The sequence below is a fragment of the Kovacikia sp. CALU 1929 genome, assembly GCF_056784235.1.
In genome coordinates, this window is sequence record NZ_JBXBCF010000098.1 from 20,519 (window position 1) to 41,545 (window position 21,027).

The 21,027-nt window shown below is 47.7% G+C and carries 21 protein-coding genes and 1 pseudogene; 10 read left to right on the plus strand and 12 right to left on the minus strand.

Features of this window, described 5'->3' with window-relative positions; genetic code table 11:
* Nucleotides 1-51: 51 nt before the first annotated feature.
* Entirely contained in the window at nt 52-2,760 is a 2,709-nt protein-coding gene (locus tag AC1S52_RS27635) for an FG-GAP repeat domain-containing protein (protein WP_482032263.1), read from the minus strand.
* A 38-nt stretch (nt 2,761-2,798) separates the two neighbouring features.
* Between AC1S52_RS27635 and AC1S52_RS27640 the strand changes: the two genes are divergently transcribed.
* Entirely contained in the window at nt 2,799-3,002 is a 204-nt protein-coding gene (locus AC1S52_RS27640) for a hypothetical protein (RefSeq protein ID WP_482032264.1), read from the plus strand.
* A 53-nt stretch (nt 3,003-3,055) separates the two neighbouring features.
* Here the strand turns inward: AC1S52_RS27640 and AC1S52_RS27645 are convergent, their stop codons facing one another.
* A complete protein-coding gene (locus tag AC1S52_RS27645) occupies nt 3,056-5,017 on the minus strand; it encodes a heavy metal translocating P-type ATPase (protein WP_482032265.1) in 1,962 nt (653 codons plus the stop codon).
* A gap of 188 nt (nt 5,018-5,205) precedes the next feature.
* On the opposite strand from AC1S52_RS27645, the gene AC1S52_RS27650 reads away from it, so the two are divergent.
* The 6 genes and pseudogenes from AC1S52_RS27650 to AC1S52_RS27675 all read left to right on the plus strand — a co-directional run bounded on the left by AC1S52_RS27650 (nt 5,206) and on the right by AC1S52_RS27675 (nt 8,935).
* Nucleotides 5,206-6,303 carry a precorrin-8X methylmutase gene (locus AC1S52_RS27650; protein ID WP_482032266.1) on the plus strand — a complete coding sequence of 366 codons (1,098 nt, stop codon included), beginning with the start codon at nt 5,206-5,208 and terminating at the stop codon, nt 6,301-6,303.
* A gap of 58 nt (nt 6,304-6,361) precedes the next feature.
* Nucleotides 6,362-6,623 (plus strand): annotated as a pseudogene (locus tag AC1S52_RS27655) (IS1/IS1595 family N-terminal zinc-binding domain-containing protein); the annotation flags it as partial.
* Between the two features lie 95 nt (nt 6,624-6,718).
* Nucleotides 6,719-7,475 (plus strand): IS1 family transposase gene (locus tag AC1S52_RS27660; RefSeq protein WP_482032267.1). Its coding sequence is split into 2 segments (ribosomal slippage): nt 6,719-6,976 and nt 6,978-7,475, totalling 756 coding nucleotides; the frame shifts between segments, so codons are not numbered across the junction.
* A gap of 215 nt (nt 7,476-7,690) precedes the next feature.
* Nucleotides 7,691-8,371 (plus strand): class I SAM-dependent methyltransferase, encoded by a 681-nt coding sequence (locus AC1S52_RS27665; RefSeq protein ID WP_482032268.1) that lies wholly within the window; start codon nt 7,691-7,693, stop codon nt 8,369-8,371.
* Complete coding sequence (locus AC1S52_RS27670; RefSeq protein WP_482032269.1) at nt 8,371-8,541, plus strand: hypothetical protein; 171 nt, start codon at nt 8,371-8,373, stop codon at nt 8,539-8,541. Before AC1S52_RS27665 ends, AC1S52_RS27670 begins: the two co-directional genes overlap by 1 nt.
* Nucleotides 8,534-8,935, plus strand: a complete 402-nt coding sequence (locus AC1S52_RS27675; RefSeq protein ID WP_482032270.1) for a rhodanese-like domain-containing protein — start codon at nt 8,534-8,536, stop codon at nt 8,933-8,935. The genes AC1S52_RS27670 and AC1S52_RS27675 overlap by 8 nt, the downstream gene beginning before the upstream one ends.
* A gap of 74 nt (nt 8,936-9,009) precedes the next feature.
* Here the strand turns inward: AC1S52_RS27675 and AC1S52_RS27680 are convergent, their stop codons facing one another.
* Nucleotides 9,010-9,534 (minus strand): GNAT family N-acetyltransferase, encoded by a 525-nt coding sequence (locus tag AC1S52_RS27680; protein ID WP_482032271.1) that lies wholly within the window; start codon nt 9,532-9,534, stop codon nt 9,010-9,012.
* Between the two features lie 358 nt (nt 9,535-9,892).
* Between AC1S52_RS27680 and AC1S52_RS27685 the strand changes: the two genes are divergently transcribed.
* The 3 genes from AC1S52_RS27685 (at nt 9,893) to AC1S52_RS27695 (ending at nt 13,652) form a co-directional block, all read left to right on the plus strand.
* On the plus strand, nt 9,893-10,186 hold the full coding sequence (locus AC1S52_RS27685; protein ID WP_482032272.1) for a hypothetical protein: 294 nt from the start codon (nt 9,893-9,895) through the stop codon (nt 10,184-10,186).
* A gap of 78 nt (nt 10,187-10,264) precedes the next feature.
* Nucleotides 10,265-11,086, plus strand: coding sequence for a hypothetical protein (locus tag AC1S52_RS27690; RefSeq protein ID WP_482032273.1), 822 nt, complete (start codon nt 10,265-10,267; stop codon nt 11,084-11,086).
* A gap of 106 nt (nt 11,087-11,192) precedes the next feature.
* Complete coding sequence (locus tag AC1S52_RS27695; RefSeq protein WP_482032274.1) at nt 11,193-13,652, plus strand: hypothetical protein; 2,460 nt, start codon at nt 11,193-11,195, stop codon at nt 13,650-13,652.
* Here AC1S52_RS27695 and AC1S52_RS27700 read toward each other — a convergent pair.
* From AC1S52_RS27700 to AC1S52_RS27740, 9 genes are all read right to left on the minus strand, one after another.
* Nucleotides 13,642-15,129 carry an MBL fold metallo-hydrolase gene (locus AC1S52_RS27700; protein ID WP_482032275.1) on the minus strand — a complete coding sequence of 496 codons (1,488 nt, stop codon included), beginning with the start codon at nt 15,127-15,129 and terminating at the stop codon, nt 13,642-13,644. The genes AC1S52_RS27695 and AC1S52_RS27700 overlap by 11 nt on opposite strands.
* Nucleotides 15,130-15,217: 88 nt before the next feature.
* Nucleotides 15,218-15,772 carry a hypothetical protein gene (locus AC1S52_RS27705; RefSeq protein WP_482032276.1) on the minus strand — a complete coding sequence of 185 codons (555 nt, stop codon included), beginning with the start codon at nt 15,770-15,772 and terminating at the stop codon, nt 15,218-15,220.
* A gap of 265 nt (nt 15,773-16,037) precedes the next feature.
* Entirely contained in the window at nt 16,038-16,541 is a 504-nt protein-coding gene (locus tag AC1S52_RS27710) for a DsrE family protein (protein WP_482032277.1), read from the minus strand.
* A gap of 166 nt (nt 16,542-16,707) precedes the next feature.
* Nucleotides 16,708-17,187: a Dps family protein gene (locus AC1S52_RS27715; protein ID WP_482032278.1), complete on the minus strand. Its 480-nt coding sequence runs from the start codon at nt 17,185-17,187 to the stop codon at nt 16,708-16,710.
* A 178-nt stretch (nt 17,188-17,365) separates the two neighbouring features.
* Complete coding sequence (locus AC1S52_RS27720) at nt 17,366-17,848, minus strand: DUF4079 domain-containing protein (RefSeq protein WP_482032279.1); 483 nt, start codon at nt 17,846-17,848, stop codon at nt 17,366-17,368.
* 73 nt (nt 17,849-17,921) lie between these two features.
* Nucleotides 17,922-18,401, minus strand: coding sequence for a DUF3122 domain-containing protein (locus AC1S52_RS27725; RefSeq protein WP_482032280.1), 480 nt, complete (start codon nt 18,399-18,401; stop codon nt 17,922-17,924).
* Between the two features lie 75 nt (nt 18,402-18,476).
* Entirely contained in the window at nt 18,477-19,103 is a 627-nt protein-coding gene (locus tag AC1S52_RS27730) for a Tll0287-like domain-containing protein (protein ID WP_482032281.1), read from the minus strand.
* Between the two features lie 91 nt (nt 19,104-19,194).
* Nucleotides 19,195-20,088, minus strand: a complete 894-nt coding sequence (locus tag AC1S52_RS27735; RefSeq protein WP_482032282.1) for an alpha/beta fold hydrolase — start codon at nt 20,086-20,088, stop codon at nt 19,195-19,197.
* Between the two features lie 34 nt (nt 20,089-20,122).
* The gene (locus AC1S52_RS27740) at nt 20,123-20,302 is read right to left on the minus strand and encodes a hypothetical protein (protein WP_482032283.1); all 180 of its coding nucleotides are present in this window, start codon (nt 20,300-20,302) and stop codon (nt 20,123-20,125) included.
* Nucleotides 20,303-21,027 lie beyond the last annotated feature (725 nt).

A 21,027-nucleotide genomic window follows, 5' to 3' on the forward strand; every position in this document is an offset into this window, starting at 1 on the left:
GGGAGAAGGGTTGGGGATGAGGGCAGTCCATAGCTGCATTCAGCAGCGCCACTAGGGAGCCTGGTAGATCACATCAAAGAGAAGATCGCCAGCTTTAGAGAAACGAGGATTTTGGAACGTAAACACTCCGCCTCCCGGTGGGATAAAGGCGTGCTGACTCAAGTCAAGTCCCACATTCTTGAGCACCTGATCCAACCAGGCACTAATGTTGTTCACATCTTCCTGTTGACCGTTCTTCAAGCCCTCTTCAAAGGTTGACCCATTGAATGCTTTCTGAAATGATGTCAAGACCTTCGCGCCGCCCTTGGTTTCCCGTTTATCGACCACCAATCCGGCAAATTCATTCGTGACAGTGGCAGCGAGTTCAAAATCTGTGGCACTGCCCTTGCCCGCAAATTGGATCGAACCCGAAAAGTTTTGATGCCCAGCCACATGAATCCACTCGGTACGAGAATCTGTCACATAATCGTGCCCATCCATGTTGAAGTAGCTGGCAACTCGTCCACTAATCTGAATTTGGTTCTTACCAGGGACGATCGCCAGTGTCAGTGCCCAATCTCGACCCTTACTCCATTTGCGTTTGATGATATCGTTCTCTTCCCACTTGTTGTCAGAGTCATCAAAGAATGTCCAACTCAACTGCTTCGAGATGGGAGCTTTGCCAATCAGCTTGGTGAACTTGGGAATCAGATATTGATCCATGAACACAGCTTTACTAATTGCCATCACGCCCGAAACCATACTGTCAGTGCCATCTAATTGCTCTGGTTGCACCCAGGCATCGGCTAATTTGATCCGAGCCGTATCGAGATTGGCTGGCAAGGGATGTTGGGAAACCATGCCCAAATAGTTGAGGGTGCTGGCTTCCGCCACCTCTGAATTGGCATGAACACCAAAAACAAAATCCGTCATGGCAAAGGTGGGCGTTGCCTGATCTTTGTTACGTCGGACGACCGTACCGAGCATAAACTCACCCATTTCACCTTGCAGCAAGGCATTGAGGGAACTCAGCGCCCGCTCTTTGGCGGCATCGGGCACATCCGCCGGAATCTCAACATTTTTGTTGTCTAATAACAAACAGTTGACGTTGGTCAATTTCAAGAAGAGAAACTCAATGGAAAACACCGATTCTGGTAGCCCCGATTGTTGAATCAGGGTTTGGGCGGCTTCGGCTGAAACCGCATCGATCGCCGCCAGAATCTTGGTGTCTACTGTTTTCTTGCTCAGATCCGTGACAAAGGAAATCTTCCAGTTGGAAACCGGATAGGTCGCTGCCTCTTCCGTGGCTTCATCCAGATATTTCACCGTGCCAGAGGTGAGCGTTAGTGTCACTTTGACCTGTCCCAGTTTGACATTCTGCACACTCAAGTCGAGATGCGGTTCCGCCAGCACCACACTCAAGCCATATTTGGAGGGTTTCGTGCCAGTTTCTGTTTTCACGGGCTTAAAGATCTCGATCGTCCTGCCTATGTTTTTCCTTACTTTCCAGGCTTTCCAGGCAAACTTCATTTGCGAGTTGATGGCTTGTTGGGCGATCGCCAGACACAGATCAAAATCAGTCAAGGCATTGCTTGTATCCTGCACTTCGGCATTAAATGCGCCATTCTTTGCCCCACGGATGAAATGGGTATGAATGCCCGCCGAGCCACGCGCCACGACCGCTAGTTTGCCATTCCCATCAATATTGGCGAATTGCAGCGTGGAATAATACTGCTTCCGATTCCAGCCCGCCGCATCATTCAGCGCAGGCAAAGTCTCAAACGATTGCCAGCTATCCTGTTTCCACGTCCAGACCAGGATACCCGCGCTGCCACGGGCGATCAGTTCCGCTTTGCCGTCCCCGTTCACATCGATCGCTCGCAGCGTAGAGTAATACTGGGGTTGATTCCAGCCACTCGCATCATTCAGGGGCAGGACGGCACCCAACGGTTGCCAGCCGCTGGAGTCAAATTTCCACAACCGCACACCCGCGCTACCACGGGCAATCAATTCTGCTTTGCCATCGCCATCAATATCGGCACATTGCATCGTCGAGTAGTACGGTTCCTGATTCCAGCCCGCACTATCACTCAGATCAGTCAGCATGGTGCCAATCACTTGCCAGCCCTGGTCAAATTTCCACACTCTCACCCCTGAACCCGTGCGGGCGATCAGTTCGGCTTTACCATCGCCATCTACATCCGCACATTGCATCGTGGAATAGTAAGGCTTCTCATTCCAGCGATCGGCATCACTCAGAGGCAGGACACCCGGCAATTTTTGCCAGCCGCTGGGGGCAAATTTCCACACCATCACACCTGCAATTCCACGGGCAATCAATTCCGCTTTGCCATCCCCATCCAGATCGGCGAATTGAATCGTGGAGTAGTACGGTTCCTGATTCCAACCCGAACTGTCACTCAGATCGGTTAACGTTGTGCCAACGACTTGCCAACCCTGCTCAAATTTCCAGATTTGTAATCCGGCAACGCTGCGGGCAATCAGTTCGGCTTTGCCATCGCCATCCACGTCAGCAAACTGAATCGTGGCATAGTAGGGTTTGCCATTCCAACCCGCCGCATCACTCAGGGGCAGCACGGAGCCATGTTCCTGCCACTGTTGGTCAAATTGCCAAACTCGAATGCCAGCGACACCCCGAGCCACTAACTCAGCTTTCTTGTCTCCATTGATGTCAGCCAACTGAATCGTAGAAAAATAGGGTTCTTGATCCCAACCCGACTGATCGTTCAGGGGAGGATTAACCTGAAGTGTAGTAGACATATTTGCGGTTCCACATGAATGAAAGTTGACACTCATCCATGCGGGACAGTTTTAGAACTTATGCAGCGATCGCCTTAAACGGATCGCAACCAAAACTCATTAAGTCATTGCGCCCCCCAAAGGCAATACACCTCATTGATTTGAGCTGGCTGGCTGTCATCGGCTTTCGTCGGTTCGCTCCCATCATCGCCAATGCGTTGCGCGTCGGTGATCATTTAATTGAATGGTTGCAGGATTTTTGATCAGGAGGTGCAATATCGCATCTTGAAACTATCTACGTGATGCAACAGGTTGGTCATCCTCTTAATAACCGCAATCCACTCAAAATCACCAAGACGGTCGAGCCTTCATGTCCAATCACCCCCAGGGGTAATGTGATATTGCCGATAAAATTGGTTGTGATCAGGAGCAGGATAAAACTGAGTGCAAAAGTAATATTTTGTCTAACCACGGTTTGAGAACGCTGTCCCAAATGAATCGCTGTTGCAATTTTTTCCAGGCGATCGGTCATCAACACAATATCTGCGGTTTCTAGAGCGACATCACTTCCAGCGACTCCCATAGCGATGCCAACCGTAGCTTGAGCCAGTGCAGGCGCATCATTAATTCCATCTCCAACCATTGCAACCGTTTTATATTGCTGCTGGAGTTGTTGAATAATCTGAAGCTTCTCCTTTGGTAGCAATTCTGCATAGACTTGATCGATGCCAATGGTCTGAGCCACACTGTTTGCAGTTTGCTGATTGTCACCTGTAAGCATAATGATCGCTTCAATTCCCATTCGTTTTAGTTGAGCGATCGCAGCGATTGCTTCCGGTCGAATGGTATCGGCGATCGCAATTAATCCCAATACCTCGCCAGCTTCAGCTACCCAAACCACGGTTTTGCCATCCTGTTCCAAGTGATTTGTCATTAACAACAAATTTGGTGGCACTGTTTGAACTGTGGATTGAACAAAAGCTGCTTTCCCAACGCAAACGGGAGTGTTTCCTTTTAATCCGGTAATTCCCCGTCCTGGCTGTGCCTGTACAGAGGTCAAGCATAGATGGGTTGTGGGTAATACTTGAGTGGCATACTGGCAAATAGCTTGTCCGATGGGGTGCTCTGAATAGGTCTCTAATGCAGCGGCAAGGTCTAGAACCTCTGCCTCTATGTATCCGTTTGCTGGAATAACTTTGTAAACCTGGGGTTTTCCAGTGGTCAAGGTTCCCGTTTTGTCAAAGGCGATCACTCTGACCCTGCCAATCAATTCCAACTGGGCACCACTTTTAAATAAAATGCCCTGGCGTGCTCCATTGGCAATGCCAGATAATAGCGTGGGCATAATGGCTGCTACCAGAGCGCAAGGCGACGCAACAACCAGAAAGATTAATGCCCGGTAGATAGTCGTTTCCCAGCTCCATTCCCAAAGAAAAGGCGGCAGAATTGCCAGCAGAATCCCCACCAAAACCACCACACGGGCATAGCCCCGCTCAAAGCGTTCAATGAATTGCTGCGATTTTGGCTTCTCGGTCTGTGCCTGCTCTACAACGCGAATAATACGTTGCAGCAAGCTGCTTTCGGGCGGTTGATGTACCTTCAGCAGTAAGGCTCCATAGCCATTTAAGGTTCCCGCAAATACCTCATCTCCGATCGTCTTCTCAACGGGAAGAGATTCGCCAGTAATCGCGGCTTCATTGAGAGCCGTCTCTCCCTCCAAAATCACCGCATCCGTTGGCATCAATTCTCCTGGTTTGACCCGAATGCGATCGCCGATCCGTAGTTCTGCAACGGGTATTAATTGTTCCTGCCCATCGACCACAATTCTTGCCGCATCCGTTGTCAGACTCATCAGACTGCGAATGCTACGCTCCGTTCGCTGCATGGCATAGCCTTCCAACGCCCCACTGATGGCAAAAATCAGGATCAGCACGGCTCCATCCACAATCAAATAGTATTCCCGTCGCCAGAGTCCCAGGAAAGCGGCTCCCAGGGCTGCCACAATCATCAACAGATCCACATCCAGTTCTTTTTCCTGGAGTAATGTGGTCAATCCTTCACGAGCACTTGCAAAACCACCAATGACATAGGCAGCAGGCAGGAGCACCAGTGCCAACCCCACCCAATGCAACTGCAAAGCACTCCAGCCCAGGAGTACCAGGGTGCCACAGAGCAATGCGGCGATCGCCTCCGGATGATCCGTAGCGAATCGCGTCAGACGAGCAGGGTAGAGCATGGGCACTATCCAAAACACTGTTTCCAGGTTAAACCTTGACATTGATGTTAATGTCAAGTGGTGGATGCGATACAGTAGGAAAGAAATGAACTCCCTGGACGAGATCGCCATGCCTTCCACCACAACCGCAAACCTCAGCCTATAAGGTGGTCTGGGAAAAACTACCCGATGATTTTCTCTACCCAACGACCCTGTGGACACGTTCCTTCCACTCCCCACTCCCCACTCCCATGAGGACCATCAAAGAACTCACCGATGCCGTTGGCAGTGGAATTACGCCTCGGATGGTACGCCATTACCACCAGTTGGGTTTGCTGCCGCAACCGGCGCGATCGCCCGGAAACTATCGGCTCTATACCGATTCAGATGTGCAACGACTGAAGCGCATTGTTGCCCTGAAACAGCAGGGGTTTCAGTTGGCTCATATTCAAAAACTGCTGGAAACGGATGCAGGTGATGATGCGCCAACCACGCTACTAACGCAACTACATCGACAGTATCAAACGGTGATTCAGCAAATCACCCAATTACGCCAGACGGCATCCGCCCTCGAACGACTGTTGGGACGAGATCGCGCCTGTCAAGCCACTCAGGCAGAGGTGCTGGCAAGCTTGAAACAGCTAGAGGTGCAGACTCAAACTCACCTGAATCAGTTTGAAGACCTGTGGAATGGAATTGATGCCGACGTTCACACTCACCCCGAATCATTTCAGGAATCGCTGCAAGGGTTATTGCCAGACTTGAGCGATCGCTCTGAGATTGAGGTAGATCTGCTCTCTCAGTTGTTGCTGGCATGTGGCGATGTGAGTCTGGTGCCGTTTGTGCAAGTGGGGAAAGGAGCGATCGCCGCCAGCCGAGAAGCCCTGAAAGCAAGCTGTTCGATTGTTGCAGATGTGCCTGTCGTGACAGCCGCTCTGGATCAACCTCGGCTACGCCATTTGGGATGTGAGACCATCACCCTGATCGATGACCCTCATATCACAACGGCACGGGATGCAGAGGCAGCATTCTGGCAACAACACACTTGGATAGAACGGTTAAGCCAATGTCCAGGGGGGTGCATTCTGGTCATTGGCTACGCACCCTCAATTTTGCTAGCCGTGTGTCAGGCGATTCAGCAGCAAGCCATTCAGCCTGCCCTGGTGATCGGGATGCCGATCGGTTTTAGCCATGCGCCGACTGCCAAACGACAACTGATGCGATCGGGGGTGCCGTTTATCACGATCGACGGTGCATTGGGTGGAGGACTGCTGGCAGCTACAGCACTGAATGCGTTAGCTGAATCGCTCATTGCCAAGCCTGACTGTCATTGCTATCTGGCAACTTAAGAACCGTTACGATATTTTTGGGCGTTGCAGAATACAGGTATGAATTAGGGGAATTTTCATGCAATGTCCTGAATGCGTCTCCACTCATATCCGTACAAATGGGAAGAAAAGAGGTAAGCAAAATCACATCTGTGTTGATTGTGCTCGCCAATTGATTGACCTCTATGACCCTCCGCAAGGATACCCAGATGAAATGCCTCAAAATGGGTGTTAATGGTTCAGGGTTTCGAGCGATCGAACGGGTTAAGGCAATGCATCCCACAACGGTGATCGATTGGGTTGAGCAAGGGGGGCAACCTTTGCCGGATGCCTATGATCCTGGATTTAATAACCCCGCAGGTAATGTTCTAGACGTGTTGTTTTCATTTAAGATAAGCTGTGCTGAGAACAGCAGGCTATCTTGTGGGGTGGATCGATGGTGTTGGAACCGATTCATTGTCCTGATTGTGATGGAATTGAGGTGATTAAGCATGGGACTACCGCCGCAGGCAAGCAACGCTATCGTTGCCAAAATCCAGCGTGCAGTCGGAGCAGCTTCATTCGAGAGTATAGTTACCAAGGCTATTTGCCGGATGTGAAGCGACAAATTAGTGACATGGCGATCAATGGCAGTGGCATTCGGGATACGGCTCGTGTGCTGGGCATTAGCCCGACGACAGTGATTGAGGAGTTAAAAAAAAGACCCGCATCTGCAAGCAGTCAATGAAGCAGTTCTAGTCGAACTTGAACCTTATCAAACCATTGTCCGGCTTTGTCGGGCAGAGGATTTAGAGGTAGAGGCAGAGATGGATGAAATGTGGAGCTATGTGCAATCAAAGCATCAGCAACGATGGTTGTGGTTAGCGATTGACCACGGGACGAGAAAAGTGTTGGCGTATGTGTTAGCATCCCACGAAGGTCAAGCTTTCCTTGAACTCAAAGCGTTGTTAGAACCCTTTGGCATTATGCAGTTCTACACCGATGGTTGGGGCGCTTATGAACGGCATTTAGAACCTGCTCTCCATACAATTGGTAAACGCAATACCCAGAGGATTGAGCGCAAGCATCTAACCTTACGGACTCGGATTAAGCGACTGGTTCGCAAAACAATTTGCTTTTCCAAGTCAGTGCTGATGCATGATGTGGTGATTGGGCTATTGATCAACCGACTGGAATTTGGTTTACTCATTTAACCTGAAACAACACATCTGAAACACTACCACGAGCTTAGAGGGAATGCATTATTTTTGCGATCGCCATTCCTGTCAGAACTCGATTGAAAAAGGTAGCAATAATAAGGAGGCTGGATGCTTAGGGATACTGAGCAAAGCTAGCATGGGGAAAATAGGTAAAAAACATTACAAGTTGAACAAATTGGGAATAGTCTCTACTTATTGTGAGCAAACTTATGAACGGATCAAGCCTGCAAAGTTGGCATCAACGGTTACTTGCCTGGGGCATGGCAAAAGCCAACCATGCTAATGATGAGGCGATCAAGCTGAACGATTGTCAAGACTATGCCACGATGGCAGAACTGAAGCGATCGCTGCTGAGCAACTTGCAGGGCAGAGTGTTGGAAATTGGCCCCGGTGCAGGCGCAAATCTCTCCTATTACCCAATCGACATCGACTGGATTGGGGTGGAACCTAACCCCTTTATGCACCCCTACATTCATCAAGAAGCAGATCGTCACGGACTCAAAAATATTAAACTGCACGGAGAACGGGCTGAGACATTGCCTGTTGAAAATGCCAGCGTTGACACTGTGGTCAGTACCTATGTCCTTTGTTCTGTAACTGACACTGATGCTACTTTGAAGGACATTCAACGAGTTCTCAAACCGGGTGGCACGTTTGTCTTCATCGAACACGTTGCCGCGACCGATGGCACCTGCACTCGCACGGTTCAAGAAGGGATTACTCCAGTCTGGAAGACGGTGTTTGATCACTGTCACCCAAACCGGGAAACTTGGATGTATCTTGAAGCAGCAGGCTTTGAGTCTGTGAATTATGAATCATTTTGGCTATCTATTCCGATTGTCAGCTCTCATATTGCTGGAATTGCGACCCGCCGACAGAGGGAGGGATGATGAGAAGGTGGGATAATTCAGAAATACCCATTTCGGGAGAAATCTATGCTATTCAAGAAGTCAATTCAGACGATATTGCTGGGATTCGCCCTATGGGTTTGTCTTTTGTCCGGTGTTGGGCAAAACCCGATCATGGCGGCAAATCTCCCTGCATCAGCCGCAATGACTGACACTAAGGTTCTATCAGATCCACAAGGGTTTCCCAGATTGGAATCAGCCGTAAATGAGTATCTGATGTCGATGCCATCGGGATATTACACGATCAGCAACGTCGAAGCGTTGAAAAATCTGATAGCAAACCGTCAACCGTTATTAGTTGATGTGCGATCGCCCTCTGAGTATCGGTCTGGTCATATCCCTGGTGCAACTAATATCCCGCTCCAGCAGATGGCTCACAATTTAAATCAAATTCCCACCGATCACCCTGTCGTGTTGTACTGTTCAACGGGTTATCGATCGGCAATGGGAGTGATGACATTGCACTTGTTAGGCTACGACAATGTTCGGGGGTTTCCGCCGAGTTTTGCAGGCTGGAAAACCGCAGGAGAGGCGATCGCTCAGTAATCATTTCCTTAACCTGCTTGCTGACCGCTTACTAATCGCTCGTCAAGCCGCTGCAACCGCAGCGTTAGCAATTTTCACCAGTGCTCTGGAGCATTAAGTGAGCGAGCGCATAGGATCTGACCACTTGCCGACTCAAGCGCATTACCCTTCAGCGAGATCGCCATCCATGCCTCGCGATATGGCAGTTCGTAGGGCGGAGAGACATGGTGATTATGGGTAAAGCCATACCGGCTGTAATACCTCGGATCTCCTAGAGCAAACACTAGGTCGGTGCCTCTATCTTTCAGCATTTGCAGTCCGCACTCGATAAGTGCACGCCCCACCCCCCTTCTCTGAAAGGCGCTTGCTACCGCCAGCGGCGCGAGAATATAGGCGACTATCCCCTCGCTGCCTTTCACCTCTACGGTGCTGAATATGATGCTACCAACAATATCTGTTCTGTTTTCGGCAATCAAGGCAAGCAAAGGTTTTGCGGTCTCATCTGTTAACAAATCAATCGCCAGCCCTGATACAGTAGGGCCTTCCTCTTTGCCAAAAGCGTCAAGATGTAAATTCCTGATCGGTTCGGAATCGACTGCTGTAGCTTCTCGAATCTTCACGGAGTTTCCAAGAATGCTAACGATTGAGCTAACTAGACGGCGATAACCTTTGCCACTCCACAGATAACCTTTGCTCGGTTCCGGTTCAGCGATTGGTTATGCTGCGCGACGGGCTCGATTTATCGTAGCCTGAGCCTTAGTTTAACTTCCTTTAAAGCGATGAACTGTTACATGACCAAAGAGTGTTGGCGCTAAAAGAATAAACTTTTCAAACGTAACAACTTCTGCCCGATCTGATAAGAGATAATTGGATTGTAATTGAGCTGGAAAAATCGGATAGTTCCGACAAGGGTCGAAGCTAAGAGGAAAGCTAGTTTCTCCATACTCTGCCAACCATAACGGTGAAGGAGGTGGAAGGATGATGCCAGAAATTGGGATGCGGTTTGGCAGTTTAATGCTAAGTGAAGACCGGACTGCAGAGGCTTGGAAGAAAGTCGCCTTCGATCCACCTTTTGAGACAGAGATGTCAACGGTCATTGTCCTGCCAATGACACAAACCTACAAAGGACCCGAAACGCCAGAACTGAGAATTTGTAATGTCACCAAAACTGGATCTGAAATCCGGCTTGATGAGGTCGTTATTTTAGCAGATGGAGGAACCTATTCCTCTGACGGATCGCATGTTCCAGAAACCCTTGGTTGGGTTGCCTAGGCATCTCTGACAGTGGAATAGAAGTTTTCATGCACAATGCATGAGAAGTGTGTTCAATAAATCAAGGAGGTAAATAAGATGCCTGGACAAGACTCTCCAACTTTCACAGGAAAAATTCAGATTAAGAAAGATGCTGCTGCCCTAAAATCAACGATTGAATTAGATGCCGTAGAAGGAATTGTCTTTGCTCAGTCTGTCACAGGTCGTGAGGTCACAGCAAGAAGTGAACAACTTCAGAACTCTGTTCGGCTAGATGGTAACGTTGGACGTATTTATCTAGGAAACCACTTAGGCAGTAGGCAGGAGCAGCAAACTATTCAACTTGCTGGAGATTCAGGTCGCATCTTTGCAGGTAATGGTTCATCAGTCACGATGTGTCTGGACGGAAAAAATTCTAGATTTTTCTTTGCTGGTGATGTCTTCGTCAATAATTCCAGCGGCAAACAAACTATTCAGCTTGATGGGAATAAAGGAGATATTGCCCTGTTGAATGCTGACTGTGCTGAAGATTTTGATATTGCAGTTTCTGAAGCCGTTGAACCTGGAACGGTGATGGTTATTGATGAAGCAGGAGGATTACGTCCCAGCAGCGATGCCTATGATAAGAAAGTGGCAGGTGTGATTTCTGGTGCTGGTGATCTTAAGCCAGGGATGGTGTTGGATCGGCAGCCAGGACAGAACAACCGAATGCCGGTGGCATTGATGGGTAAAGTTTACTGCAAAGTTGATGCCCAATATGCCCCCATTGAAGTTGGCGATTTATTGACAACTTCTCCAACTCTTGGTCATGCGATGAAAGCCACTGATTCTACCAAAGCTTTTGGAACTGTAATTGGAAAAGCGCTACGCCCACTTAAGGAAGGACAAGGGTTGGTTCCTATTTTGATCGCGTTGCAGTAGAACGACCTCTGAACGATTTCAATAAAAAATCCACCTTCAGTAATAGATTCGGGATCGACTATCGAGAGATTTTAGCGACTTTTTTAGTCATTTGTGGAGAAGTAAGATGACTTTAAATATACGCCCTCTGGCAATTCGGACTACTTGCAGTGACAAGTCTTTTCCCGTTTCTGTGAAAAAAGATATCCTCGGCATTCAAGACCCTAAACATGCCCCAATATCACTCAAAAAATCGTTAGATCTAGTTCAGAAAAGATGGGAGCGGATGGATAATATTGCCTTGGCGCATATCTGGCAATTTCATCACAAGGGTGCAGACCTGTCAGTGTATCTATGGGAAGAGAAAAAACCCCGAAACTTTGCCTTGAGCTACATAGGATCTGGATTTTATCTACTGAAATTGCAGAGTAAAGGAATCGCTAAATTCGATGCCGTTATTTGCGGAAAGATGGGAGGTCGCGATCAGTTTCTCGATCAAGTAAGCAAGTATCTACAAACGATTACTTCCTATCAAGAAATTGGAACTGACACCGAAATGGAAATTGGAGCCTTAACCTTGGGATCTAAGCGTGACTATGATATGGTTTTAACTCTTCTGGCGACCATTCTTTTTACTTTTGTGGATGATGCTGACCTTCTGACTAAGGATATGGTGTGGTCAATAATCTGTCAAAAGGGGAAAGGGGGATGTAGCTGTGACGCTGGAAACCCAACTAATGACGCAGTTGCAACATGGTCAGGACAAGGATTAAATAGAGTCTATGACACTGGCCTCAGCGTTCATGCCCCTGAAACTGAAAACCATGTACTAATGATTCACTCATGGAAGTACTTAATCAATCAGTATGTGTATTGGGTCGGCAACTTACTTGCCAAGAATAATCGAAGTCATCCTCGTTTTGATCGACGTATTGAAAGACTATACAGCCAGAATCCTGGACATTACAAGAATGAAGGTGGAAAAGTAGAGAACCTCTTGTTCCAGGCATTAGGGCGAGTTCTTCACAATGGTATGTTTGAAGAGAATGCACGGCCCTATGAGTCTTTGTCAATGCGCGTTATCCTGAATCTGTACATAGGTGCCAATGCCTTATGCCAAACAGATAGTGGTCAAAGATTAAAGCTAGCCGCTCAAAACGCCATGGAATTCCTAATTACTAAATTCACATTTCAGTCTTTTGAATGTAAACGGATAGCTCCAATGCGGCGCAATTGGGACAATCGACGCATATATGGCATTGGTAGCAATGACTACATGATGGACATGATTGGCATGATGTCTGGAGCCTATGCATTTAATGATGAGATAAACACAGCAACTAATGAAAAATCAACAAGTAGATATGACTTTAGAAGCATGGGGATTCAAGGGGGTTATGCCTTATGGACTGCTCTGATGATGAGCCGTACAAACTACGTTCTACCGGACTCGCTTGACGACTTTCTGCATAATAAGCATCAAGGGTATTGGGTCCGGATTAACACTATCTACACAAAAGACCACTATCCTATGATAAGCAACTGGCAAATATATTTTGATGATGCAGGCGAGGGTTATTCTCGGCATATAAATGGAATATTTAGTTCGTCGCCGGAACTTTATTTTTGCACTCCTGATTTTCTTAATTCAGCTGGTGGGCATTACACTCACTATTTTCAAGATATAACAGTTGGGGAGAAGTTAAGTAGAACGTCTAGAGAATACCACTTTATATCAGTTCCGTATACTGTGATTCCTAAAGGTGACATAGGAAGAGATTGGGGTAATGATGGGGATGACTTTGAGAGAATGCACAATGAAATTCTCGTTATGCGTGGAAATAAGGAATGGACCTTCCAGAGCAAGAATATATGGACGTATAAGAACTTCAGCTATGGGTATATGCACGATCCCGATGGTGGCGATAAACAGAAGATGAAGTTTCCACAAGAATATCCTCCTGAATGGAAGGCTCTTCCAGAATCTAAAAAGGCTACCTTCCAAATTGGTAGAGCACCCTTCATAATCTATGACTTAAGGGATTGGCATGGATTCTATGTCATCCTTGCTAAAGTTAGTAAGCAGAAGAAGGAAGGTCAACTGCGTGAATATGGAAGAGGTTTTTGGGAAATTGTACCTGGATATATGTTTGGCAATGTGTCTGCCCTAGCTCAGAGAGTTAAGGACTTCAATCCAGAGTCACATTTTCCTAACTTGACGGATGATAGCGGTACTCATGACTATTGGTACAAGTTTGCAGTGAGCGGAGACACACTCAAACTAGACGAAAAAGTTGGTGCAAAAGACTCGGATAAATCCATTATGGAGATACGAGATCACAGCGGTAGAGCTATTGAGTTAGCTGATGTTCATACTGATTTTCAGGAGCCTGATCTCCTAAAGAATATGCCACTGATTGATGTGAGTGAGGTAGATCAAAACTTCCGCTTTACAGGTGTGAAATATGCAACGGCACCAGGCAATGGACGACTGGAAATCTATAATCCTTTCGTTGGTGAGCGATTGATCCTGGATTCACGGGACATCATGAATCCCCGCCGTGAGATTCAGGCTGTTAATCCTTAACTATTTGACCCATGACAGGAAAGGATGTGAACATCGTTGGTATTTTTAGCGTGACTTTCTGTGAGATCTGATCCGTAAAGCGCTTGAATTCTTTATTGGCGTCCTCGTCTCCTAAACCGGTCACTCCCAAACCAAAGTAAAATCCATAGGGAATATCCTTGGGTACCCGCCATGCACGTAATGGGGGCGAGGGAAGTTTAACCAGAGCATCGTCAAAGTGGATCGGATACAGAGTGGCTGGGGCGAGATGTTCTAAAACTTGATTCACCCCAGCCTGCTCTCCGGATGGATCCCGATTAAATTTGATCCAATCGGTGACAGACAAAAAGGCTGCATCGATCTTTTCAGCATCTTTCTTGACCGTTGCTAAGGCAGGATGATTGCTAGCTGGACCAACATATATAGTTGTGACCTTACATCCATCCTGGAATTTCAGTTTGAATGAGATCATCTCCCCCAGCTTGTATTCCCTGACCCGTTCCGGCTTTTTGTCAGCGCTGATATTGCCAGTCAGGGTTACAGGATCATTGTGAGTCGCCAGGTAGGGAGTCATCTCCACTGACTTGCTTCTGTCTTCATTTATGTAGATGGTAGAGGTCGTTCCTTCCAGCAAAGGAGCATCAATTTCGACCAATCTAAAAATTGAGGCCCCATCATAATGAAAATGTGTCAGCAGGTTTTTCATACTGACCGTTCCCCATACCTTGGGCATAGAACGAAACTGTGCCTGGTGCTCTTTCATGAGGAATGGAACATCTGCACAGTGATCCCAGTGGGTATGTCCGACCATTATGGCGTAGATTGGTGTTCTGCTTTGCTTCAATTGCTGAACATATTTTTGAACTGGCCAAAGATAGGTTTCGGGATTGACCATACCGACATCACTTAATAATTCTTCTCCCCAATCTAAGCCCAGCGCTATTCCAGCGTATCCTGATTCAAACCCTAAGTCTAATAGGCTGGCTGGAGATCCGACTAATACACCTACTGCTTCCCCTGGATTTTCACGTATCCACTTTGCTGCATCTTTGGCTGGCAACCCTATGGTCTTTTCTAGAAAGCGCTTAGCCTTTTTCCCAAATCGTTCAAAAATATTATCTGCCTTGCCACCGAACGCACGCTCTATTTCGCCACTTACCCACTCTGCCGCCGAGTCACCTAATTCTCCCAAGGTATCAATCAAACCCTCTACTGCAGCGTCAGTAGAAGTCACGGTTCTGGTCAAGTAAGGGTCTACCAAGAAAGCCTTGCCGTCAAAACAAAACTCCACACCGGCAGCCCCTAACCAACGAGCATCCACTATTGTTTTCTTTTTCCACTCATTGTAAATAAACTCCAACTGCTTCCGGAGAGAAGGCTCATTCGGTTTGCCATTATTGTAGATGTCGTTTGTCAATGAGAGAGGAATTCGTTTATTGAGAGCGCAAGCGGCTATGTGCTTTACGCTCAATGCTTCAGGATTATGCTGGTTTGACATAGATATACCTCTCTCGGCAATTGTAACTTCTGATTAAGTAACAGCAAATTTTCTCCATAGCAATAAGATCTATCTTTCTCCAGGGAGCTTAGGGGGAAAAGCGCTTCAGAGTCCAGGGATAACGAACAGCACCCTTGGCGCGATCGGTAAACATTCCATTGAGGGTTCGACCATCTGCACTCAAAGTCAGCGTGCCCTCTCCTTGGGGATTTTGTGGACTACTGGGTCCTTGCGTAAACCACCAGACAAACGTCAATTCGCGCTGATTGAAGTTGCCTTGCAGGGAGGCAGTCAGTCCAGGCACAGGAGGCTCATAGTAGCGCACAAGACCCGTGACTTCATTGCCATTCTGTTGCAGAGTCGTGGCTCCAACTCCTTCCCACTCCCAGTTGCCTGCTACTGAAGCAGGAGTAGTTTCAGGATTAGGGGTTTGAGTGAATTCAGGAGAGAGAGTTGTCGAAGGTAAGTTCCCTGAATTGGAAGGCTTTGAGGTCGGAGACTCTTGGCCATTAGGCTGAGGATTCTTCCCATCTATAATTGCTAAGAACCCCGCAGTTGCGGTAATCAGTGCAGCTAACCCAGTTAGAATTCCAGGGAGGGTCGTCCAGAAATTGCCTTTTTTCTCATTGCCTGGATCACTCACCAATCTATCTCCCCAATGGCTTTTCGCCTATCTAGCCAGTATTCAGACTTGACTCAGACATTTACCGAGTTACTCAAGTACGATGCTGGAGAATCACACAGGCTTTTTAATATTATCTAATGCTGAACCTGAGTGCGATCACATCCTACAGACAGCTTTACAGTTGCACTCCTACCGATAACCGGCATAACGTCTGAACAGGATTGTCAAAAGACGGATGGTCAAAGCTATGGTTTAGGCGATCGCTCAGCAGTATCAAACCTGACTAGAAATCTACAACTTTATCGGCAGCCAGAATCAGGTTGGCAATATCCTGGTTTCCCTGGGCTAACTGGGCACCTGTACGTAAGTCATCTGCACCGATGCCAACGGCTTCTGCACACATGGGACACACCATCACTTTGCCACCAGCCGCAACAAACTGCTCATAGAGTTCGGCAAGGGTCATGGGATTGCTTCCCCAACGTAAATCAAGCGGTTGATTTTTGTCAGCAATACGAACTCCTTCCAGAGTCAACACCAACATCACCTGTGCGCCCTGCTTCCGCAAGTTTGTCCCTAACTTTAGTGCCATAAATGCAGCATGCAGATCATCCGTGCTGTGGTTCAAGTGCATCACAATCGTCTGGCCCTGACCCACTGTGGTGGACTGGGGCATCGCCTCACGATGCTGAGCAAACGCCCTGGGAATATCGGTTAAAACAGGAACCAGGACAGTACTCAAAACAGCAATTGCTCCAGATGCAAGACCAAGCCGGATATTTTTCACGGATGCTTACCTCAAACACAGATGAATAAACAAAGCTTTGGAACTGATGCAGATTCCAGTTTTTTAGTCTGAATCTGTACGAGTGTTTAATAGCTCCTCGCAATAGGATTGTCAAAAGACGGGTGGTCAAAGTTATGGTTTAGGCTAGGCGATCGCGCATTCAGCGCTACTCTGCCAGTAAGCTTCTCAACATCCAAGCCGTCTTCTCATGAACCTGCATGCGTTGGGTGAGCAAGTCTGCGGTTGGCTCGTCATGCGAGCCTTCCAACACAAGGAAGAGCGATCGCGCTGTGCGGACAACGGCTTCCTGACCTTCCACTAACTTGCGGATCATGTCTTCAGCACTCGGAACACCATCCTCTTCGCTGATTGAAGAGAGCTTGGCAAATTCCTTGTAAGTGCCTGGAGCCGGAAACCCGATCGCTCGAATGCGTTCAGCGATTAGATCCACTGCCAAAGCCAACTCGTTATACTGCTCTTCAAACATGAGATGCAATGTCCGAAACATCGGTCCTATGACATTCCAGTGGAAGTTATGGGTCTTCAAGTACAGGGTGTAAGTATCCGCCAGTAGGTTGGAAAGCCCTTGAGCAATCTCGCGACGATCCTTTTCCTCAATTCCGATGTTGATGGGCATGGTCTGCATACCGTTGGTCTCCAAATTATTGAACGGGCGTATCTTACGTTTGAGGGAGCGGCGGTTAAAACCGCACCTACACAATCTAAAACCGCCTGAGCGGGTTTCAAAATCCTCAGTCCGCTTAGGCGGGCTTGATTTGTATAGCCGCGAATTCTATTCGCTAGGGTGTCTTTGTGAATCATAGTCACGCAGGAGCCTGCATCATCTGACTTAAAATCTTTTGCACAATTTGCACCCCGGTTATAGCCTGCCAGCCAAACAATCCCAACAGAATTAGATTTAGCGAAACGTGGATGCTGCGAACCCAGTCATGCTTTTGCATAAAGGGAACCAGCGCGGCAGAGGTGGAAACCAACCCCACCATTCCTAACCCTGCAAACAGGTGGGGACCAATCACAATCTTGCCATTGTTGAGGTAGGTCACAGTGATACCGCCGATCGCCCCTATCACCATCAGTGCCAGGAGGATGGAGCCAATTTGGTGGTGGCGGATCGCAAACCGACCCTTTACCAGTTCTTTCTTGAGTTCCCCGTCTGCCAACCGCGCCCGCCGAACTTGCACACCCAGATACATTACATAGAGCGCAACCGCCAACAAGATCCACATGGTAATCGGGTGGAAAAAGCTGAGATAGGGCTTGAGAGCGGCTAGACTGTCTGGACTCATGATGATTATCTCCAAAGTATTAGCATATCTTAAAATCGCTTTATCGTTCTATGGCTGCCTAGCCATAGAGTGCTTATTTTTGACCAGTCAGCGATCGCCATTCTTCAACCACAGCAGGAGAGACATTCAGGGTGATCTCTGACTGGTCGAGGGTTGCAAGGGTGAGTCGTAGCGGAATCGATAACTCTAGCTGCATCAAGATCGGCTGTAGATCATACTGTCCGACATCAGGTTCCATTTGGGTTTGATCCGTAAACATATCGTGGGATACATCGGCAGCGGTCAATGTTTTGCCCATCGAGTTGGTGAGCGTTAGCGGCTGCGAGTGATCGAGGTTTGCGGTGCCTGGAAACCCAACGAGACGCAAGTAGATCACGGATGTATCATCGGGGCGAATGCGTTTGAAGGCGATCGCTTGCCAACTACTGCCCTGCTGATCTTTGAGGGTTTGGCGAGACTGGTAAACCATCTGCCCCGGTGCTTCTTCAAGTTGACGAATGGCAGCCTGAGCTGGAGCGATCGCCAGATTGATCGTCAGCGCCCAGACTAGCATTCCGAGTATGAATGTTGATCTGATAAAACGTAAAACAGGTTTCATTTGCACGACTCTTTGAATTAATTAGGATCATCATTCATTGACAGCATTTTGAATTGCTTTTTGCATATCATCGGGAATGAAAACGGCATACATCCCGCGCAGGTCTCCCACGTTGAAGTTATACGCTAAATCTTGAGGGTAGCCATCTTTGACAAACTGCGGGCGACGATCTTTCAAGCCATGACAGGCAAGGCAACTGGCTTCTACATCAATGCGGCGGTAGTAGCGTGTTCCTATCTGTTTATCCAGGGTTTCTCGATCCCAAAAACCAACTAGCTCCGGTTCTTGGTTAAATTTTGCCAACGCAATTTGGTCGTGCAAGTTGCCTGGGGCGTGATCTGGATTGCGATATTTCTTAGCAATCTGCTTGACCTGCCAGCCATTCTCCTGGCTAAGCTGGATAGCTCGCATTCCGACCGGACGGCAAACCTCTTTCATCGTTTGCATCGTGGGTACTTCGGTACTGCCTTCCAGGGAAGAGGCTAACCCAGTACGCATGGTATCCAGGGATTCAATGTCTTCGACAGCTTGCGCCAACTCGTTAGGATTAGGAATGACTGGAGCGGCTGAAGCATTTGCCGGACTCCAACTGAGCAGCAGCAGACTGACACTGATCATCAGTACAAGACTTAGAACATACTGAGATAACTTGTGCATCGGTTCTTACTCCTGAAATAAGTTGATTGAATGGAATACGTTATGTCAGGTCTAGTTCAGGATCGATCGTCACCTCCGGCTAGTTAAACCTCTACTCCAGTAAGGGCAATATCTGGCGAATTAGCCCGATCGTCACCGCAGGTTGCTCTAGCTGAGGCGTAAATCCCACATCGTCCAGATAGTAAAAGCGACGAATGGCTTGAGGATTCATTTCAGTCAGTTTACGACCGATATCAGGGCTGGTAAACTCACTGCCTTTGCCCCAAATCATGGCAGTGGGAACCGTCAACTTGGTGATGTATTGAGACAAGTCAAAGCACAAATCTCCCCGCACAAATGAAAGTGCCGCGTACTCCGCATTGGGGCGTTGAGCCGATTGCAGATAGGCTTCGACAATTTCGGGATAAACTCGCGCTGCATCCGCAAACTGGCGTTGCTCTAAAAAGCTACGAATGCCAAAGCTGTTTGCCACGCCTGTACCGTAAAGTAGTTGATTGAGGAATGGTATCTTCACAGACTGAGCAAACTGGGCAAAACCGCTGCGGCGATAGTCTTGTCCAAACTCAGCTAAACCAGCAGCGGTCGTGACAATTAATGACTTGAATAAGTCAGGGCGTTCGATCGCGGCACGAATGGTGAATGCCGCCGTCAAGGCTGAGGCAGTGACCGTCGTGGGAACAGGACAGGTCTGCTCCATGAATTCTATGACGATCGCGATGTAATCTTCGGCTGTGTAGCTGCGGGCAGGATGATCCGATCGCCCCCAGCCAATCAAATCGGGGGCTAAGACGTGATACTCTGCGGCAAAAGCTGGATAAACTTTTGACCATTCGTAAGCAGAGGAACCACCACCAAAGCCGTGCAGGAAGACTAATGTTTCTTTTGATCTACATTTATCCCACGGTTCTCCTTGAGCCGTATAGTAGACCATTCTGCCCAGTTTAGTTGTGATCGAGCATTCACCAAAACCGCGAGGTATAAACATCAGTTCTCTATCCTGGTTGAATATCTTGCGTGCGCTAAATCAAGCCTGGACCTTTGTGCCGCCAATCATGTTCTGTGGTCAATTTACCGCTCTCATCCTCAGATAAATCCTGCATCTCATGGGTATGTTCTGCTACTTCCTGGGCTGCTTGCTCTCGCAAATCGCCAGGAACATTGACGTACATTTCTGGCTCGATCGCGTAGTTATTCAGCAAAAGAATACTGACTTCTCAGATGGTTTGTGATACTTACTGCGGCTAAAAAAGAGAAGATAGCTTGAAATAAGTTAACAACTTTGGTGCGTTTAAGTTGCACCATAACCATACTTGAGTTATCTCTGAATTAACTATTCCTTGAGGAAGAGGTTCAGGAAAAACAGTAGTTTTAGTCATTTGTTGAAATGGTGATCGCCATGATCACCAATAGAGCGAATCAACAATTCTTGTTAACTTCATCTGTTATATCCTCTGCAATGCCTGTAGTGATTTACTTTAGCCTTGTTTTGTAGGGCAATGACGTATTCCTAGCGGGGCTAAGAACACTGCCTGAACCAAACTAATAGCTCTAGTTTTTATTGCCGTCGTGACAGCCTGTTAGTTGAATTCTTGGATGAATTGATTAACTACGATACAAAAAGTAAGAGAAATAGATGATTCACCAAACAAGTTAAAAGGATGTTTAAATCAATCCTCTAGCGAGTCACTAGGCGATCGCCCATCTTCTTCTCATAACAATTATCTCGGAAGCGCTGGCTTGCCTTGTGCAGAGCACGGATCGCACCCCTCAGAGAATGGTTTAGCACAGAAGTGTTGAAAGAAAGCTTAAGACAAGAAAAAAGGGGTCAGAAAATAGTATTCTGACCCCTATCAAATAAAAAATTCTGTCTGATGCTATCGTCGTTTCCCAATATTGTCAAATCGGTAGTCAGCGACTGTCGCCG

Bases quoted from the DNA above. Each gene is read 5' to 3' on its own strand.
- AC1S52_RS27635 (WP_482032263.1), bottom strand. From the start codon at position 2,760: ATGTCTACTACACTTCAGGTTAATCCTCCCCTGAACGATCAGTCGGGT.
- AC1S52_RS27645 (WP_482032265.1), bottom strand. From the start codon at position 5,017: ATGTCAAGGTTTAACCTGGAAACAGTGTTTTGGATAGTGCCCATGCTC.
- AC1S52_RS27715 (WP_482032278.1), bottom strand. From the start codon at position 17,187: ATGCAGACCATGCCCATCAACATCGGAATTGAGGAAAAGGATCGTCGC.
- AC1S52_RS27725 (WP_482032280.1), bottom strand. From the start codon at position 18,401: ATGCTAGTCTGGGCGCTGACGATCAATCTGGCGATCGCTCCAGCTCAG.
- AC1S52_RS27735 (WP_482032282.1), bottom strand. From the start codon at position 20,088: ATGTTTATACCTCGCGGTTTTGGTGAATGCTCGATCACAACTAAACTG.
- AC1S52_RS27640 (WP_482032264.1), top strand. From the start codon at position 2,799: ATGCGGGACAGTTTTAGAACTTATGCAGCGATCGCCTTAAACGGATCG.
- AC1S52_RS27720 (WP_482032279.1), bottom strand. From the start codon at position 17,848: ATGAGTCCAGACAGTCTAGCCGCTCTCAAGCCCTATCTCAGCTTTTTC.
- AC1S52_RS27695 (WP_482032274.1), top strand. From the start codon at position 11,193: ATGACTTTAAATATACGCCCTCTGGCAATTCGGACTACTTGCAGTGAC.
- AC1S52_RS27730 (WP_482032281.1), bottom strand. From the start codon at position 19,103: ATGCACAAGTTATCTCAGTATGTTCTAAGTCTTGTACTGATGATCAGT.
- AC1S52_RS27685 (WP_482032272.1), top strand. From the start codon at position 9,893: ATGATGCCAGAAATTGGGATGCGGTTTGGCAGTTTAATGCTAAGTGAA.
- AC1S52_RS27700 (WP_482032275.1), bottom strand. From the start codon at position 15,129: ATGTCAAACCAGCATAATCCTGAAGCATTGAGCGTAAAGCACATAGCC.
- AC1S52_RS27670 (WP_482032269.1), top strand. From the start codon at position 8,371: ATGAGAAGGTGGGATAATTCAGAAATACCCATTTCGGGAGAAATCTAT.
- AC1S52_RS27675 (WP_482032270.1), top strand. From the start codon at position 8,534: ATGACTGACACTAAGGTTCTATCAGATCCACAAGGGTTTCCCAGATTG.
- AC1S52_RS27665 (WP_482032268.1), top strand. From the start codon at position 7,691: ATGAACGGATCAAGCCTGCAAAGTTGGCATCAACGGTTACTTGCCTGG.
- AC1S52_RS27650 (WP_482032266.1), top strand. From the start codon at position 5,206: ATGAGGACCATCAAAGAACTCACCGATGCCGTTGGCAGTGGAATTACG.
- AC1S52_RS27690 (WP_482032273.1), top strand. From the start codon at position 10,265: ATGCCTGGACAAGACTCTCCAACTTTCACAGGAAAAATTCAGATTAAG.